Here is a 16,328-nt window from a genome sequence, read left to right as displayed (position 1 = left end):
ACAAGCATGGACTGGGCTTCGTTCCTCAAGGCTCACAACCTCGAGCATTCGATGAGCCGGCGCGGGAACTGCCACGACAACGCGGTTGCCGAGAGCTTCTTCAACCTGTTGAAGCGCGAGCGGATACGGCGTCGGACCTACAAGACCCGCGTCGAAGCCAGGCAGCATGTGTTCGACTACATCGAGATGTTCTACAATCCGACGCGGAAGCACGCCAGGAACGGGATGCTGTCACACGTCGAGTTCGAACGGCGGCAGAAAATGAAAGCCGAAGGCGTCTAGAAAACGCGGGGCTATTCAGTATATTGCCGCGGCCAAGGAGCAGGGCGAAAAGCTGGACCAGTTCTGGCTGTCCAACTGCAAGGCCGGTGACGGCCTTGAGGATCTCGACACGGCCATTGCGGAGATCCGCGCGACGCAAGGGATGAACCAGCGCAGCAAGGCGGATCCAAACTACCACCTCGTTGTCTCCTTCGCCGAGTGCGAAAAGCCGGACACCGATGTCCTGAAGGACATTGAATTGGAGTTCGCCAAAGCCCTTGGTCTGGAAGACCATCAGCGTGTGGTAGGCACCCATACCAACACCGAGAACTTCCACATGCACATCCAGTTCAATCTCGTCCATCCGGAAACCTTCCGGATGCACACGCCGTTTCGCGATTTCCAGATTCTGCAATCCACCGCGGCCATGCTGGAAAAGAAACACGGCCTGGAGGTGTTTCAGGGACGGGGCCCAGATAAAGACAGTATGCACAACGAACGCGACAACCAGAAGGCCCGGGACAAGGAGGCCAATTCCTGGGAGCAATCCTTCTCCGGATACCTCGAAGAGCACCGGGACGCCCTGCTGCAGATCCACCGCCGGTCCAATCCCTGGGAAGAGCTGCATGACGGGTTCGTGTTCTATGATGTCGAACTCCGCAAACGCGGCAACGGCTTCGTCTTCCGGGATAAGAAAACTGGAACGCTGGAAAAAGCCAGCAATGTTGACCGCGAGCTCTCCCGGAAAAGGCTGGAAGAGAAATACGGCCCGTTCGAACCGGACAAGCGCCGCGGCAAACGAAAACCCAAGGAACAATACCGCCGCCGCCCGCTCGATCCGCGCCTTGAACGTCATCCGGCCTGGAAGCGCATGACAGGCGGCCAGAACGGAAAGCGCCTGTCCTGGCGCCGGTTTCTGGAGCAACAGGCCGGCGTCGATGCCGAAGCCCGCGAAGCGCTGGAACTGCAGAAATCATACCTCCAAATCATCTCCGGTCAGACCCCGCAGAAGATCAAAACCCGGCAGATCAGATCCCGGAAATCAAAAGGGATATCTCGATGACCGCATCCTTTCCCATAGCGACCGCATCATCCCGTCGATGAGCGGCAAGAATTATTGCTTCTTTAATGCGATGGTCGAAACCGTGATCAAGACGATCAAGAACGAGTTGGTCTGGGGAACGATCTTCCAGATCCGCGCCGCCGAAGAAACGGCCCTTGGCCTATCCATTGACGGGTTCGACAACCTACGTCGGCAACAATCCGCATTGGGATACAAATTGCCGGTATCATTCGAGGTCGAAACGGCCGTAACAGAGTGAAAGCTGACGTGCTCCCCTGAAAGTTCCGCGTTCATAAGATAGCTCTGTTCACGTTGGGTAGCACTCCAAATTGGGAACAGACTAACCTCAAAACGAGGAACTTTCAGGGGAGCACGTCAGTGCTCTTCGGAATTGAAAAAGCTAACGATGCCTGAACGTCGATCCGAAAACGGGAGCAGGTCAGTCCGTCAGAGAAAGTTGCGACAGGCCCGTTTCGCTTACAATAACTGGAAGTCATCTTGATGCAACTGGCTGACGAGCACGTTCTGCAGTGTGATTGATGTGTCGTCGTCAATCGCAATGGTCGTGTCCGTGCCATCGTCAGAAACAGAAGCAACGACCGCCGCCATGTCGGTGAAAATGCCTGTTTCGAACTCCAGAACATCTTCCGAGCCTGCGCCAGCCAGGAAGTCAGTGATGACATCGTGACCAGTACCGCCAAATGAGAAATGGAAGGTATCTGTTCCATCCCCACCCGTCAGTGTGTCGGCTCCGTTGCCACCATCAACGAAATCGTCTGTGCCAAATCCAACAATTGAATCATCTCCATCGCCACCAATCAGCGAGCGAGTTTTCAAGTCGGATTTGTTCCAGACCGTTCCATCCGCAAACTGAATCGTCTCAACGCCAGCGTAGGAAATATTCCAGAGCTCCTGGTCGAGGAAGACGGAACCGCCATTTTTGAATAGCAAGGTAATGTCGTTGAAATCTTGAGTGCTTCGCACAACCTGAATCTCATCGACGTGAATACCGTCACCGAGCAACAATTTGTCAGCTGAACCGCTGCTGTAGTTCTCGAATATCGTGTCATTCCCATCACCCAGATCGTATAGGTAGGTATCGGAGGATTTGCCACCGTCTAGGTAATCGTTTCCGAGACCGCCTCGGATCGTGTCAGCTCCACCGTAGCCATAGACGGTGTCATTCTCCGCGCCGGCATCGATCACATCGCCAGCTGCGTCACCGAAACCGTAAATGGTATTGCTTTCCTCGAGATTGAAGTTGGCGAAATAACTTGCTTGCAGGGCAGCATGGTTCCAAACCATTCCATCAGCGAATTCAATCAGCTCGACACCGCTCTGCGTAATGTTCCGGAATTGGTACTTGAGCAAAATGGATCCGCCGTCACTGAAGCTAAGTGTTGCCTCATCCAGATCGCTGGACCCGCGTGTAACGATAACCTCATTTGCCAGGATACCACTTCCCAGCATCAGTTTATCAGCAGAGCCATTGCTGTAGTTTTCGATGATCGTGTCATTCCCATCACCCAGATCGTATAGGTAGGTATCGGAGGATTCGCCACCGTCTAGGTAATCGTTTCCGAGGCCGCCTCGGATCGTGTCAGCTCCGCCGTAGCCATAGACGGTGTCATTCTCCGCGCCGGCATCGATCACATCGCCAGCTGCGTCACCGAAACCGTAAATGGTATTGCTTTCCTCGAGATTGAAGTTGGCGAAATAACTCGCTTGCAGGGCAGCATGGTTCCAAACCGTTCCATCAGAGAATTCAATCAGCTCGACACCGCTCTGCGTAATGTTCCGGAATTGGTACTTGAGCAAAATGGATCCACCGTCACTGAAGCTAAGTGTTGCCTCATCCAAATCGCTGGCTCCACGAGTAGCAGAAACTTCGCTCGCAAGAATACTTTCGCCGAGTATCAGCTTGTCCGCAGACCCGTTGCTGTAGTTTTCGATGATCGTGTCAGCACCATCGCCAAGATTGTAATGATAAATGTCGGAAGAGCTGCCGCCATCGAGCGTATCATCCCCAAGGCCGCCGATGATCGTATCAGTACCGCTGTATCCATAAACCGTGTCGTTGCCGCCGCCGGCGTATAAAAAGTCGTCTTGCCCGCTGAAGCCCTGAATGGTGTCGTCACCGTCAGTCCAGGCATTGTTCGCCAGTTGGCCGGCCAAACTTTCCGATGTCCAGACAGTGCCGTCGGCGAATTGGAAATATTCGATGCCGCTGCTCGCCACGATGGAGAATTGCTGCTCAAGCAGGATGGTGCCTCCGTCGCTGAATGTCAGCAGAATGTCCTCAACATCCTCCTGGGAACGAGATAGACTGATGTCGCTTGCTGTAATACCCGCTGCGAATTCAAGCGTATCGGACGTGCCATTTCCATAGGACTCGATGATCCAGTCGTGACCGTCTCCAAGGGCATAGCGATAAGTATCCGCCCCCTTGCCGCCATCGAGCGTGTCGTCGCCAAGCCCTCCAATGAGGATGTCGTTCCCATTCTGGCCGTAGATGGTGTCATTTCCGTCTCCGGCATCGATGACATCGTCTATGGCGAACCCTGCGACGATGTCATCACCGTTGGTGACCGTAGCCTGCAGGTACTTGGCGAACAGGTCAGCAGTCTGCCAGACGGAGCCATCCTGGAAGTGGAACTCCTCGACAACATAGAATGATGAAGAACCGGCACGGTATTGCTCAATTGTGATGCTGTCGTCGGTGCCAAGAGAGAGTTTCAGATCCAGGTATCGGTCATCCGCCCAACTAACAGTAACATCCGAAGCCGTTACGCCGTCACCAAAGACAATCCGATCGGTGTTATCGATGAAAAGGGAAACCTGCTCATCGAGAATCCGGTCATGCCCGTAACCATATCCGAAGTGATAGTTGTCGCTATATTCGCCCCCATAATAGACGTCGTTGCCAGCTCCCCCGTCAAACTCGTCTTCCGAAGCGAAGCCGTACAGAACATCATCGCCATCTGTAGCTTGAAGCAACAGGTTTTGAATATCCCAAATAGTCATCGTCTGACCGTCAGCAAACTCAAACAGTTCAATGTCAAAGTAGCGATGACCAAAATTGTTATAGCTGAACTGACCCTGCAACGTTGCGATGCTACCGTCTGCGAGTGTGACGATTAGATCGTTGGAAGCACCGTCTCGCGACCAAACGACGTCATCCTTCGCAATCCCCTCTCCAAACAACAGCCGGTCATTTTCGTTCGAAAACACAGACACAAACCCGTCATGGATGACGTCCTGGCCGTAGCCGAGCCCGAAGAGGTAGGTGTCGTCGCCATCGCCGCCGTTGAGATAATCGTCGCCGGCACCGCCATCCATGACGTCGTCTCGCCAGAAGCCGTAAAGCTCGTCGTCGCCGACTGTGTGCTCCAGCAGTGTGTTGTAGATGTATTCCTGATCCCAGAAACTGCCGTCTGCGAATTCAATCGTCTCGATCGCGAAATAGTGGTTTCCGGCAATGCTATCGCCAAGAAACTGCTTCTTGATCGTGAACTGGCTGCCGTCCGTCAGTTTGACGACCAAGTCCGAACTGCCACCATCTCGCTCCAGCGTCAGATCATCCTGGGTAATTCCTGCTCCAAGCAAGACCTTGTCAATAGTTTCAAAATTGAGATCGAGATTGCCCTCATCAAATACATCGGATCCATAACCGAAGCCGAACACGTAAGTATCGTTCTTGTCGCCACCGCTCAGGAAGTCGTCACCGGCACCGCCGTCCAACACATCGTCGAAGGTGAAGCCGTATATTACATCGTCGTCGTCGGTTTTGCCCTGGCTGACCAGCGTCCGCATGATATCCGCATGATCGAAACCCTGGCTTTCGGGATCTCCGTTTGTAAACTGGAAGTACTCGATCCGACCGATCCAGATCTCCATACCAAGAGCGCTGCCACCGTTGAACTGGCCTTTGATCGTGAGGCTATCACCACCTGACGTGTTGATGACGAGATCGTCGCTATCGCCATCTCTATAGAAAGAAAGGTCTTCTCGATTGAGTCCTTCGCCGAACAGAACCAAGTCTTCTGCTGGAGAAAGCACATTCATCTGAAGGTCTTGGATGATATCCTGACCGTACCCAGTGTCGAACCGGTAGATGTCGAAACCGTTGCCTCCTTGAAGGAGGTCGTCTCCGGCACCACCATCCAGTACATCGCCGTGATCGGTTCCTACTATGGTATCATCGGTGTCTTCTGGGTGCGCGACTGCGGTCGCAATTTCCCCCTGTCCCCAGACATCGCCATTAGCGAACACAATTTCCTCGATGCCTTGGTAGGGCCCGACCATTCCACCTGACAGAGTATAGCCAATGTCGTGGAACTGTCCGGTTACCCGGATCGTGTCGCCAGTCTCTACGACTGTGATCACCAGGTCCTTGCCTTCCCGCGTCGCAACGACATCGTCAGGCGTCAAATGAGCAAAACGAATCGTATCGAAACCGTCGACGGACTGCTCGTAATCATTGATGACATCGTGACCGAAGTTCTCACCGAAGACAAAGACGTCCCCACCGGACTTGCTCTCGATCACATCGTCCCCGGACGACATATAGAAGATTTCATTGCCGCTGGTGCCCGTGCGTTCGCCGGTGCCATAGTCAACGAGATCGGGGGAAACACCGAGACTGTTCGCCGCGTCGGCCAGACCGATCGGCAGACCGACGCTCTCATATGCCGCAACCACATTGGTGAACAGGAAAGGTTCGGTAATCCGCCCCGAGCCCGGCCGGTCATAATCGGACAAGAGAGTGTCAATCAGCGGTTTCCAGGCGTCGAGCCAAGCTTGCGCTCCAGCGGCATCCGCCGGCGCATCCTCGAAGATCTTCTTGAAGAATGGGATCAGTTCAAATTCGGTCGTCGGTGCAAACCTGTCAGTTTCAACGGAATACCCGACACCGTCAAAATAGTCGCTCAGTCCGCCCTGCATCGCCAGCCGGAGCGCCAGTTGCTCAACCAGCAGTTCCGTCCGCCCCAAAAGGTCGCCAAGCCCGGAAATACCACTTCCCGACAAAGCCTCTTCCCGTTCGATGGGAATGTCTTCGCCAAAATAGCGCTCGATGAACCCGAGCTCTTCGCTGGTCACCACTTCCCAGGCTGCATCGCCATCGTTGGTGTCATGGGCAAGGATCTGCTCGAAGCTCGGATATTCGATGACATTGCCATCACTGTCTTTGATTGGTGTGCCGCCGGCGCGTTTCCAGTATGTGACCGATACGACGGTATCGTCTTCAATCGTCACGTCTTCGGTCACCTGCAACGCGAAATCGACCACCTCCAGGCCACCGCCACTGCGGTCGATCAGAACCGGTACATCGGGGTTGTCACCAAAGACCTGACTGGTCGGCACCGCATCCGCCCAGGCACTAAGGATAGCGAAAGCGCGTTCCGACAACACGTTCAGGTCGACCACGTTGAGGGTCGGCAAGACACTGGAGATGGTTTGAGCCAATGGCCCATCGACGCCATCGAGGGTAACAGACACCTGCAGGTCGGCGAGTGTGCCGTGCCCTTTCAGTTCGGGCATGGTCGCAGCTACGCCGGCATCGATGGTGGTATCGCCAATGTAGACGGTATCGTAATTGTTGACGCGGAACTCAACGTCGCCGACTGCGCCGACGCAGCCGTCCCCTCTGGTGAAGGTCCCGGTCCTGGCAACGACATTCAGTGCGTTCTGGCTGCCGTCGTCCTCCGGGGACAGATCGATGGACGCGATGTCGAGATCGGCAAGCGTGAACAGCTCGCCCTCATCGGTAATCGCGTCGCGGTCGAGATCTCGCCACATCCGCAGATTACCGAAGACCGCATCATTCGCATCGATCACGCCATCCGCATTCATGTCGAATGCTGCAAGGGCATCAAAGCCAGACAGACCCGGGCCGCCGAACAGTTCGTTGATGTCGTCGATCAACCCGTTGCCATTCAGATCGATCGCAAGCAGGCCATCGTCCGGCGCAACCCAGCCGGTGTGTTCGGCAAACCCGTCCCCATCCATGTCAAACATCGGGCTTACGCCCGTAACCATTGCGGTCAGTTCCAGGCCGTCGCCGTCGAGATCGAAGACGAGCGGGTCAACACCTCCGGCATTTGCCCGGAAGTGAATATCCTTGACCACTGCAACAAGAAACTCCCACAAGCTTGCGCCGGTTGCGCTGCCGATGCCGCTGTCACGTCCCTCAATAGTCCGCCACATCTCGGTCTCGATCTCGCCTAGCCTAACGCCTGCGGTCAGGTCCAATGGATTGGCAAGCGGATCATTGTTGAAGTTTGCGATGTAGAGAAAGCTCTCCTGGTTGTTGTTGTCCGAGAGAATATCGCCGGCGACCAGTTCCCCGTTTGAATTGAGCCCGAGTTTGAGAAGCCCACCCATGCCGTAGAAGAAGTCACTCTCCGAATCCCGATGCTTAACGTAGCTGCCAGCCAGATCCCAGAATCCGTACATGTAGACTTTATCATAACCATCAGCACTGGTAAGAAGTGTTCCACGGGAATACATCATATTGACTGTATCGCGATCTTCACTACCGCCGAACCCCAAATCAATAGTGGATCCGATCCCTGCAGAAATCAGCCAGTCATTTCCTGCACCGAGACGTATATCGGCAGCTCCGAGGCCTAGTATCCAGTCGTCGCCGGTGCCGGTGTCGATTGTCATCTGTTCCCGTTCTTCGCCATATGTCAGTGGGTTCTGCGGATCAGATGGGTTGTTGAAATAGATAAAATCATCATCGGCTCCGGCATCGATCGTCCCCTCTCCAGTATGGAAGATCCAGTCTTCGCCAGCGCCACCTTCAATCTCGGCGTGCCCGGTCGCAACGATCATGTCGTCGCCAGCACCGCCATCAAGTCTCAGCTTCAGATCGGCATCGGCAATCTTGCTGTCCGGGTTGTGAGGATCAATTGCCGCACCAGCGTTAACCTCCCGGCCATGTCCACCGACCAGAAGATCATTTCCTTCACCGCCAATTGCTGTTCCAACACCTTGAATAAAGATTTCATCGTTGCCGTCGCCAGCATCAATTGTCGCATTATTCTGGCCGTAAAATCGCCGTGCTTCGGCTGTATCCGTTCCGTCGATTTGGTCGGGAAGAGTCGGATCATTGCCGTCTATAAGATACTTGGTTGCTAAACCACCATTCGCGTTTGCGAATTCTGCGGGCTGGAAACCATCACCAAATGCGACATCGATAACTTCTTTTGCCAAGGCAATGTTTTCGGCAATGTTGTCACCCAGTTCATGGGCGGCATCAAATGCAATGGGAAGTACTTCGGCGAGATCAGTTGTAATCTTTCCAAAAAGTTCGACACCGTTTTCGAAAGCATCATAAATACCATAAGCAGCCCACCCTGCGGCGACAAAAGCACCAACGATTGGCGCAGCCGAGGCGCTTACGACGCCGACGAGAGCTGTGACGGCAACAACCGACCCCGTTACCAATAGTGCGCTGGCGATCGCAGCAGCGCCATACTGGGCGATAGCCTCTCCGAGGTCTGTCCAATCACCGGTCTGGAAGCCAAACTTAATTGCGTCATACGCTAGGTTGAGAAATTCAACGGTATCTCCAACGATTCCACCGCCAATGCCTACTAGAAGCGCATCAACTGACTTGGCCATTTCGCCGATGACGGAATCGCCGAGACTGTTCAGGGCGTCTGCAAAATCATCTGCATAGCTACCAATCGTACCAAAAATATCGTCTACAAGAGTAAGGGTTTGCTCCAACAGGGCTGCGCCAGATGCGACCCCAACAGACACCGAACCTTCCTTGTCGGCAATAAACCGATAGATGTGCGCGGCAAGGTATTCTTTGATCGCAGCATTAGCATCGACAGGTATCGAAGATAATTTCTGCAGGTCTGCGAGGATCGAAATCCCGGCAGCGGAAGCATGACCGGAATAGTCTCCATTTGCGACTGCGCGACTGAACAGCTTTTCGGCTTTGTCAATTTGATCCGGCGATAGGACACCTTCAGCTTCGTTAATGAGTTTTTGAAATTGTTCATAACGGTATTTGCTATTGTGTTGGCTTCCCTCACCGATGGGCGTAAGTCCATCCGGGCCAAGACTTGTTTTAAATGCATTGATGCTGTCAATCTGGCCCTGGGTCAGATTGTCGTAGTCTTTGCTGCCGCCCCAGAATTGCCAGGCCGACTGGAATGTATCGGTTGAAGTGCCAAAAATCGGTGGGACCCCATCAGCATTGGTGTCCCGTAGGAAATTCAGGAAGTCAAAAACAGCATGCTCTTTATCCGCAGACTCCCAACCATTCAGGATTGATGCATTCTGAATTTCGCTAAGGGTCTGTAGAACAAACGAGTTGTAGGCGGCGTGCGACCCCTTGTTACTGTCATGGGTATTGAAGCCAAATCCCGCATCCTTGAAAACGTTCTGCACCGCATCCGGTGCAGCGAGCACTGCATCGCGGGCGGCGTCGCTGATGAACAACATCATCTTGTTCGCACGTGCTTCAACGTTGAAGTTTATATCGTTGAGCAGATCACGCGCGGCCAGCGCTTGGAGCGATGTCCCGCTTATCGCCTCTTTCGGAATGATGTGATTGGCTTCAAAACCAAACAGTCGGCCGCGGAAATAGCTCATACTCTAGGCTCCAAATTACTTGGCTAAAATGCGTGTCTTGGCAAAACGGAAATCGATCTTCAGCTTGGCGACCTCGATAGCATCATGCAGCCGCCCGCTCATGAAGATTTTTCCATTGAGTTTGGGATCAACCCAAAGATCGGCACCTTCGATCGCCGAGGAAGCCACAGCAATATCTTCATCGGCTGGCTCGGTAGCTGCCCCCCAAAGCTCGACCCCGGTTTTCTTGTTTCGTCCAATCAACCTGGAATCTTTTGTTTCATCGGGAATGAAACAATCCTTCTGAGATCCGAAATTCAGGAAGTAAAACGGGCCCGGCAGTTGTGTGGTCTTGTCCATTTCGTAAATTGGAAATTCGATAAGCTCACCGTTCCCAAGATCGAAGTCTTTAAGCAACTCTGCTAGTTTCCCTTTGACGGCGAAGAACCCGTCAACGGCGAAGAAGTCTTTGACGCGAGACCACCGCTTTAGATCAAATACGTAGGCAGCCTCTACGAATTCTTCCCGCTTCAACTTCTCTCCCTGACCATGTCTACGTGAATTGCTCGCCTGCTCTTTGGTTGGCGCATCGTGTTCAAATTTTGGCGGCGCCCAATCTTGCCCATAGTGTTTTTCTCGGATACCCGACTTGCTAAACAACTGCGAATTGCTGCCGACACTGCTGACCCAGATTTCGTCTGTCATCTTGTTCTCCAGAAGTTGCGCAAATGGCTTCGGACACAGGCGCATTTCCCTTTTTGCCGAAGCATTTATGGATTCCATTGCGCAAACTCCCATTATGTCCTGAGTGCGATCAAGCCCTTGGCTAAACTGTTGAAGGTCTTTTCGCCCCACCAAACACCTTCATGTTTTCGCCCAGACCACTGCGCAGTTTTTGGATGAGCTTTTCTTTGAGCTTTTCCGGCCCGGAGATCAGCACCACCCACGGGATGTCACCATTGGCCAGTCTTGCGAGGCAAGACGCAACGGGGCTCCAGCTTTTTGCTGAGCGTCCAGTTTCTGATCGACCTCTTCGGAGACCTTGGCCCAGAGCGCCAGGCACAGCGGCACAGTCGGACCATTTTCCTGACCATCCTTGTCTTTGACCTTGCCGCGCAGGGTCAGGATCTGGTTGGCGGTAAGGGCCGAAAGCACCAACCGCTCCAGATCGCTGAGCGACAGATGGCGTAGCTTCGGATCGCGCAGCAACATCGTCACCGTTTCGCCGAGACCCGCATTCAAATTGCGCATGACCTCAAACGCCTGCCGGGCTCTGTTGGCCGATTGCTCCGAAGTGTCACTTCCGGCCACATCGGTCTGCTCACCATTTGCCCTTGGCAGCCGGGTGTCCGGAATGCCAGAACCAGCTAAACCTTGGATGTGTTTCGCAGCGCCGTTGGCTGCAGACCCTGCACCTTGTGTGATTTCACTGCCCACTCTCAGAACCCACCTTTATTCGCGGACAAAACCTGGCCGCATTCAAAGCGCCAGATTTCAACTTCATAGAAGACGGTGCGGATTACCCTGAGCCTGCCGCACTCCAACCCCATACAACCTGCACCACCCTATTCGAGCGGATGCTGGCACCAGTGAAGTCGGTTGTAAACCGTAACCAACCCTATTCTTTTACGTGTAGTCTTACTGTCATAAAGGGCGTAATTGGCGGACTTCTGCGACCGGCTTCACATCGCAGCCAAAGGATGACGTAGCGATTTCATAATTTTTTTCGCTTACCGAAGAGAGCTGGCTCGGTTTGTCTGAACAGTTTCGGGCGTTTTGCTAAGTGGATTTCCGCCTCGATTATGCCGCCGCTATCATCGGCGTCAGCGCGCTGAAGTAGGCCTGATCCGGCGTCTGCCGGTCAAGGGATGAATGTGGGCGTCGGCTATTGTAAAAGGTCAGATAGCGGCTGATGCCAGCGCGGGCCTCGGACACGGTCTTGTAAGTGTGGAGGTATACTTCCTCGTATTTGATCGAACGCCAGAGCCGTTCGACGAATACGTTGTCCCGCCACGCACCCTTGCCGTCCATCGAGATGGCGATCTCAGCTTTCTTCAGCACCGCCGTAAAGTTGATGGAAGTGAACTGCGAACCTTGGTCAGTGTTGAATATTTCTGGCTTGCCATAGCGAGCCAGTGCCTCCTCGACTGCCTGGATGCAGAAGGTTGCCTCCATCGTGATCGACAGCCTCCACGACAGAACCCTCCGGCTGAACCAGTCCACAACGGCACAGAGATAGACAAAACCGCGAGCCATCGGAACGTAGGTTATGTCCATTGCCCACACCTGGTTGGGCCGGGTGACCGAAAGCTTGCGCAGGAGGTAGGGATAGATTTTGTGCCCTGGCGCTGGTTTCGAGGTGTTCGGGCGGCGATAGATCGCTTCGATGCCCATCTTCTTCATCAGCGTGGCGACGTGCAGCCGCCCAGTCTCCAGCCCTTCTCCATTCAAGAGCCCTTGCAACATTCGACTTCCGGCAAAGGGATAGTCGAAATGCAGTTCGTCGATCCGGCGCATCAGAGCCAGATCGCCATCGGATACTGGACGCGGCGAATAGTAGACACTGCTACGGCTGAAGCCGAGAAGCTTCGCCTGGCGCACGACGGATAGCTTATGCTCGCGGTCGATCATTTCTTTCCGCCTAGCAATCCCGCCTTGCCGAGCGCTTCGGCTAAAAAATCTTTCTCCAGCGTCAGCTCCCCGATCTTGGCGTGCAGCGTTTTGACATCGACGGTTGGCCCCGCCGGTTCCGTCTTCGCTTCATCGCCGAAAACGCCTGTCGCCCCCTCAAGGAGCTGGTCTTTCCACTGCTTGATCTGGTTGGCGTGCACGTCGAACTGCTGGGATAACTCCACCAGTGTCTGCTCGCCTCGGATGGCAGCGAGGGCAACTTTTGCCTTGAAAGCCGGGCTGTGGTTCCGGCGCGGGCGTCTCGTCATGGTCTCTCCTGTTCCCGGCATCTAAGCCGAAGTCAGGCAGAAATTCCACTTATCCTGGCTGTGCAGATTTCCCGAGCCAGCTCTCCCTTCCGTTGGCTTACCTGACGATAACGGGAAGCGGCTTGATTGGAGTGACGACGGAGCCGGAGAAGGCACTTGCAGCGCTTGGGAGCGAGCCAAGACGGCGTATGTTGGAAGCCAAGTTCGATCGCTTTTCGGTCGAATGGAAGAGTGATCACTTTGGTGCAGAGGAGGTTACCGATGCCTCCGTCCAAGACCTGCTGACTAATGTTGACGACAATCTTCATAATTGACAGATGTGATTGTTTTTGGCTGGGACATTGTAAATGTCCGCTTTCGCGTTGCCCGCAGGTTCTTGCCGCACGGCAGCGAATTCACACTCCCCGCCCATCGCAACACGCCTGAGCCGATCAGCATCCCAGACCAAAAGCCCAAATTGGCTTTTGCTCGCACTCAGACCGAACCAATCCCCTCACCCCACCGGCTTGACCAGGCGCATGCGCCAGGTGACGCCCTTCTTGTCGGACACCAGGCGGTAGTCGTCCAGAACGTCCCATTGGCTGTGGTCGTCGGTGGCCTGCCACAGGGCGTTGATCAGGCGGTTGGCGCCAGACTCCGGCTTTTTCGGGGAATACATGGACAGGGCGATGACGCCGTCCTTCTTCAGGAACGGGCGATAGCGGGCGACGAGGGCGGCCGGGTCTTCCGCGAAATGCAGGACCTCGTTGAAGACGATGGCGGAGAAAGTCTCGCCGTCTTTGGGTTCGAAGGTGTGCATGTCGCCGGCACGCAGGCTGGCGATGGCCGGGTCGACGTTGGCGATTTCGAGCGAAGCCGGGGAGAGATCCATGCCGACATAGCGCTTGATGCCCATGGGCTGCAGGCGCTCGTAGAGCAGCCCCTCGCCGCAGCCGATGTCCAGAACCTCGTCCATGGCGCCGGTGAGGCTCAGCCACATGCCGATGATGCCGTAGCGGCCGCTTTCGGGCAGCGAGCGCAGGAAGGCCCAGCGCCCGGCTTCATATTCCTCATCCCAGCCTTCGGCGGTGGTGGCGTTTTTCGACATGGTGTTTCCTGACGGCAAAGGCGGGCCGGACGGCCCGCCGGAACGATTGGATTTTCAACAGCATCACTTATAGGGATCTGCCGCGTCGCGCAAACCGTCGCCGAGGAAATTGAACGCCAGCACCACGATGATGATCGGCAGTACCGGTGCCATCAGCCAGGGATAGACGGTGACCACCGAAATGTTCTGGGCTTCGTTGAGAAGGACACCCCATGAGATCGCCGGCCGGCGCAGACCCAGATTGAGAAAGGACAGTGCCGTCTCGCCCAGGATCATCGAGGGCACCGACAGGGACGCCGATGCGATGATGTGGCTGGTGAACCCGGGCAGCAGATGCCGGGTGATCACCCGCTTGGGCTTTGCCCCCATCAGCACCGCCGCCTTGGCGTATTCCTCCTCGCGCAGGGACAGCAGCTTGGAGCGGACCGCGCGGGCGAGCCCAGGCCAGTCGAGCAGGCCCAGGATGATGGTCAGCCCGAAATAGATCCATACCGGGCTCCAGGTGATCGGCAGGGCGGCGGACAGCGCCATCCAGAGGGGAAGTTCCGGCAGGGAGCGGATGATCTCGATCGCGCGCTGGATGACACTGTCGATAAAGCCGCCGAAATAGCCGGCGATGCCGCCGAAGAACAGCCCCAGCACGATGGAAATGGTGACGCCGATCAGGCCGACGGTGAGCGACAGGCGCGCGCCGTAGATCAGTCCGGAGAACTGGTCCCGGCCGAGCCGGTCGGTGCCGAGCAGGAACAGCGTCCCGCCCTCGGCCGGACAGAACAGATGAAACGAGGCGTCGAACAGGCCCCAGAACCTGTAGGTATCGCCGCGGCAGAAAAACCGGATCTTCTGCACCTGGTCGGTATCGTCCTTGAACACCCATTGCAGGGTCTCCATGTCGATCTCGGACGTCATGCCGTAGACGAACGGCCCGACGAACGCGCCGTCATGAATCAGGTGGATCGGCTGCGGCGGCGCATAGAGATGCATGCTGTCGCGGCTGTTGGGCTTGTAGGGCGCGATCACCTCCGCGAACGGAACGGTCATGTAGAACAGGATCAGGACCACTCCGGACCAGACCGCGATCTTGTGGCGCTTGAACTTCCACCACATGATCTGCCATTGCGAGGCCTGAAAGAAGCGCTCCTGCTCCGGCGTCATTTCTTCGGTGACGGCCGGGTTGAACGGGGCCGGATCGACATAATGCTCGACCTGGCGTGTCGCGGCAGGGTCCTTTGTGTCCATGCTCATGACGATGCCCTCCCGCCCAGACGAATGCGCGGATCAAGCACCGCCAGCAGGAGGTCGGAGATCAGCATGCCGATCAGGGTCAGCACCGCCACGAACAAGAGGATGAAACCGGACAGGAACTGGTCCTGGGACTGGAGCGCGGAGATCAGCACCGGCCCGACGGTCGGCAGGCTCATCACCACGGACACGATCACCGAGCCGGACACCATCGACGGGATCAGGTTGCCGATATCGGCGATGAACGGGTTGATCGCCATCCTGAGCGGATATTTGATGAGAAGCTGGTTTTCCTTCAGGCCCTTGGCGCGTCCGGTGGTGACATACTGCTTGTGCAGCTCATCCAGCAGATTGGCGCGCAGCCGCCGGATCATCGCCGCCGTGCCGGAGGTTCCGATGACGATCGTCGGCACGATCAGATGCGCCAGCACCGACATCGCCTTGTCGAAACTCCAGGGCTGGTCGATGTATTCCGGCGCCATCAAGCCGCCCACCGACAGGCCGAACCAGCGGTTGAACAGATACAGAAGAATGAGCGCGAGCAGGAAGTTCGGTGTTGCCAGGCCGAAGTAGCCCAGGAACGTGAAGCCGTAGTCGCCCCAGGAATACTGGCGCGTGGCGGAGAAGATCCCGATCGGGAAGGACACCACATAGACGAACAGGATGGTGGCGAAGTTGAGCACCACCGTGAGCGGCAGGGTCGGGCCGACGACCTGGTCGACAGGCTTGTCGAATTCGAACGACCAGCCCCAGTTGCCCTGGATCAGCCCGTCGAACCCGTGCGGGCCCTGCCACAGGCCGACCCAGATCAGATAGCGCTCGAAAAACGGCCGGTCGAGCGAGAATTCCTTCCTGAGAAATTCAAGCTTGCCGATCGACGACTGTTCCCCGGACGCCTTCAGCGCCGCGATCTGGTTGGAAATATAGTCACCGGTGGGAAGTTCGATGATGAAGAATATCAGAAGGCTGATCACCAACAGGGTCGGGATCATCATCAGTATCCGGCGAAGAATGTAATAGAGCACCTGAACTCCCCCTGGCCCGTCCGATCCTCCGGAAGGCCCGTGTCAGCACGGTCCGTCCCGGAGGAGTTGCTCTCAAGCTCGATGTCCGTTTCCTTTGAAACGGGTTCAGTTCCACCGCA

At 55.6% G+C, this 16,328-nt stretch carries 9 protein-coding genes and 1 pseudogene; 3 read left to right on the top strand and 7 right to left on the bottom strand.

Going from position 1 to position 16,328, the window contains the following annotated elements; genetic code table 11:
- From WNZ15_RS25205 to WNZ15_RS25195, 3 genes and pseudogenes are all read left to right on the top strand, one after another.
- A partial coding sequence (locus WNZ15_RS25205; RefSeq protein ID WP_342895806.1) for an IS3 family transposase occupies window positions 1-282 on the top strand: 282 nt, incomplete at its 5' end.
- 13 nt (window positions 283-295) lie between these two features.
- On the top strand, window positions 296-1,324 hold the full coding sequence (traI, locus tag WNZ15_RS25200) for a TraI/MobA(P) family conjugative relaxase (RefSeq protein ID WP_342895811.1): 1,029 nt from the start codon (window positions 296-298) through the stop codon (window positions 1,322-1,324).
- 25 nt (window positions 1,325-1,349) lie between these two features.
- Window positions 1,350-1,583 (top strand): annotated as a pseudogene (locus WNZ15_RS25195) (IS3 family transposase); the annotation flags it as partial.
- Between the two features lie 218 nt (window positions 1,584-1,801).
- Here the strand turns inward: WNZ15_RS25195 and WNZ15_RS25190 are convergent.
- The 7 genes from WNZ15_RS25190 to WNZ15_RS25160 form a co-directional block, all read right to left on the bottom strand.
- On the bottom strand, window positions 1,802-9,937 hold the full coding sequence (locus WNZ15_RS25190) for a calcium-binding protein (RefSeq protein WP_342895805.1): 8,136 nt from the start codon (window positions 9,935-9,937) through the stop codon (window positions 1,802-1,804).
- Between the two features lie 15 nt (window positions 9,938-9,952).
- Complete coding sequence (locus WNZ15_RS25185; RefSeq protein WP_342895804.1) at window positions 9,953-10,699, bottom strand: hypothetical protein; 747 nt, start codon at window positions 10,697-10,699, stop codon at window positions 9,953-9,955.
- A 150-nt stretch (window positions 10,700-10,849) separates the two neighbouring features.
- Complete coding sequence (locus WNZ15_RS25180; protein ID WP_342895803.1) at window positions 10,850-11,353, bottom strand: hypothetical protein; 504 nt, start codon at window positions 11,351-11,353, stop codon at window positions 10,850-10,852.
- A gap of 363 nt (window positions 11,354-11,716) precedes the next feature.
- A protein-coding gene (locus WNZ15_RS25175; RefSeq protein ID WP_342895802.1) for an IS3 family transposase occupies window positions 11,717-12,855 on the bottom strand; the annotation gives its coding sequence in 2 pieces (ribosomal slippage) (window positions 11,717-12,588 and window positions 12,588-12,855; 1,140 coding nt in all).
- A 493-nt stretch (window positions 12,856-13,348) separates the two neighbouring features.
- Entirely contained in the window at window positions 13,349-13,942 is a 594-nt protein-coding gene (locus tag WNZ15_RS25170) for a class I SAM-dependent methyltransferase (protein ID WP_342895801.1), read from the bottom strand.
- Between the two features lie 63 nt (window positions 13,943-14,005).
- Complete coding sequence (locus WNZ15_RS25165) at window positions 14,006-15,187, bottom strand: ABC transporter permease (protein ID WP_342895800.1); 1,182 nt, start codon at window positions 15,185-15,187, stop codon at window positions 14,006-14,008.
- Window positions 15,184-16,209: an ABC transporter permease gene (locus WNZ15_RS25160; RefSeq protein WP_342895799.1), complete on the bottom strand. Its 1,026-nt coding sequence runs from the start codon at window positions 16,207-16,209 to the stop codon at window positions 15,184-15,186. Before WNZ15_RS25160 ends, WNZ15_RS25165 begins: the two co-directional genes overlap by 4 nt.
- Between the last annotated feature and the right edge of the window lie 119 nt (window positions 16,210-16,328).

The organism is Roseibium sp. AS2, from assembly GCF_038900065.1.
Lineage (GTDB): Bacteria > Pseudomonadota > Alphaproteobacteria > Rhizobiales > Stappiaceae > Roseibium.
Note: the sequence above shows the minus strand (reverse complement) of the source record. Positions and strands in the feature narration are given on the sequence as shown.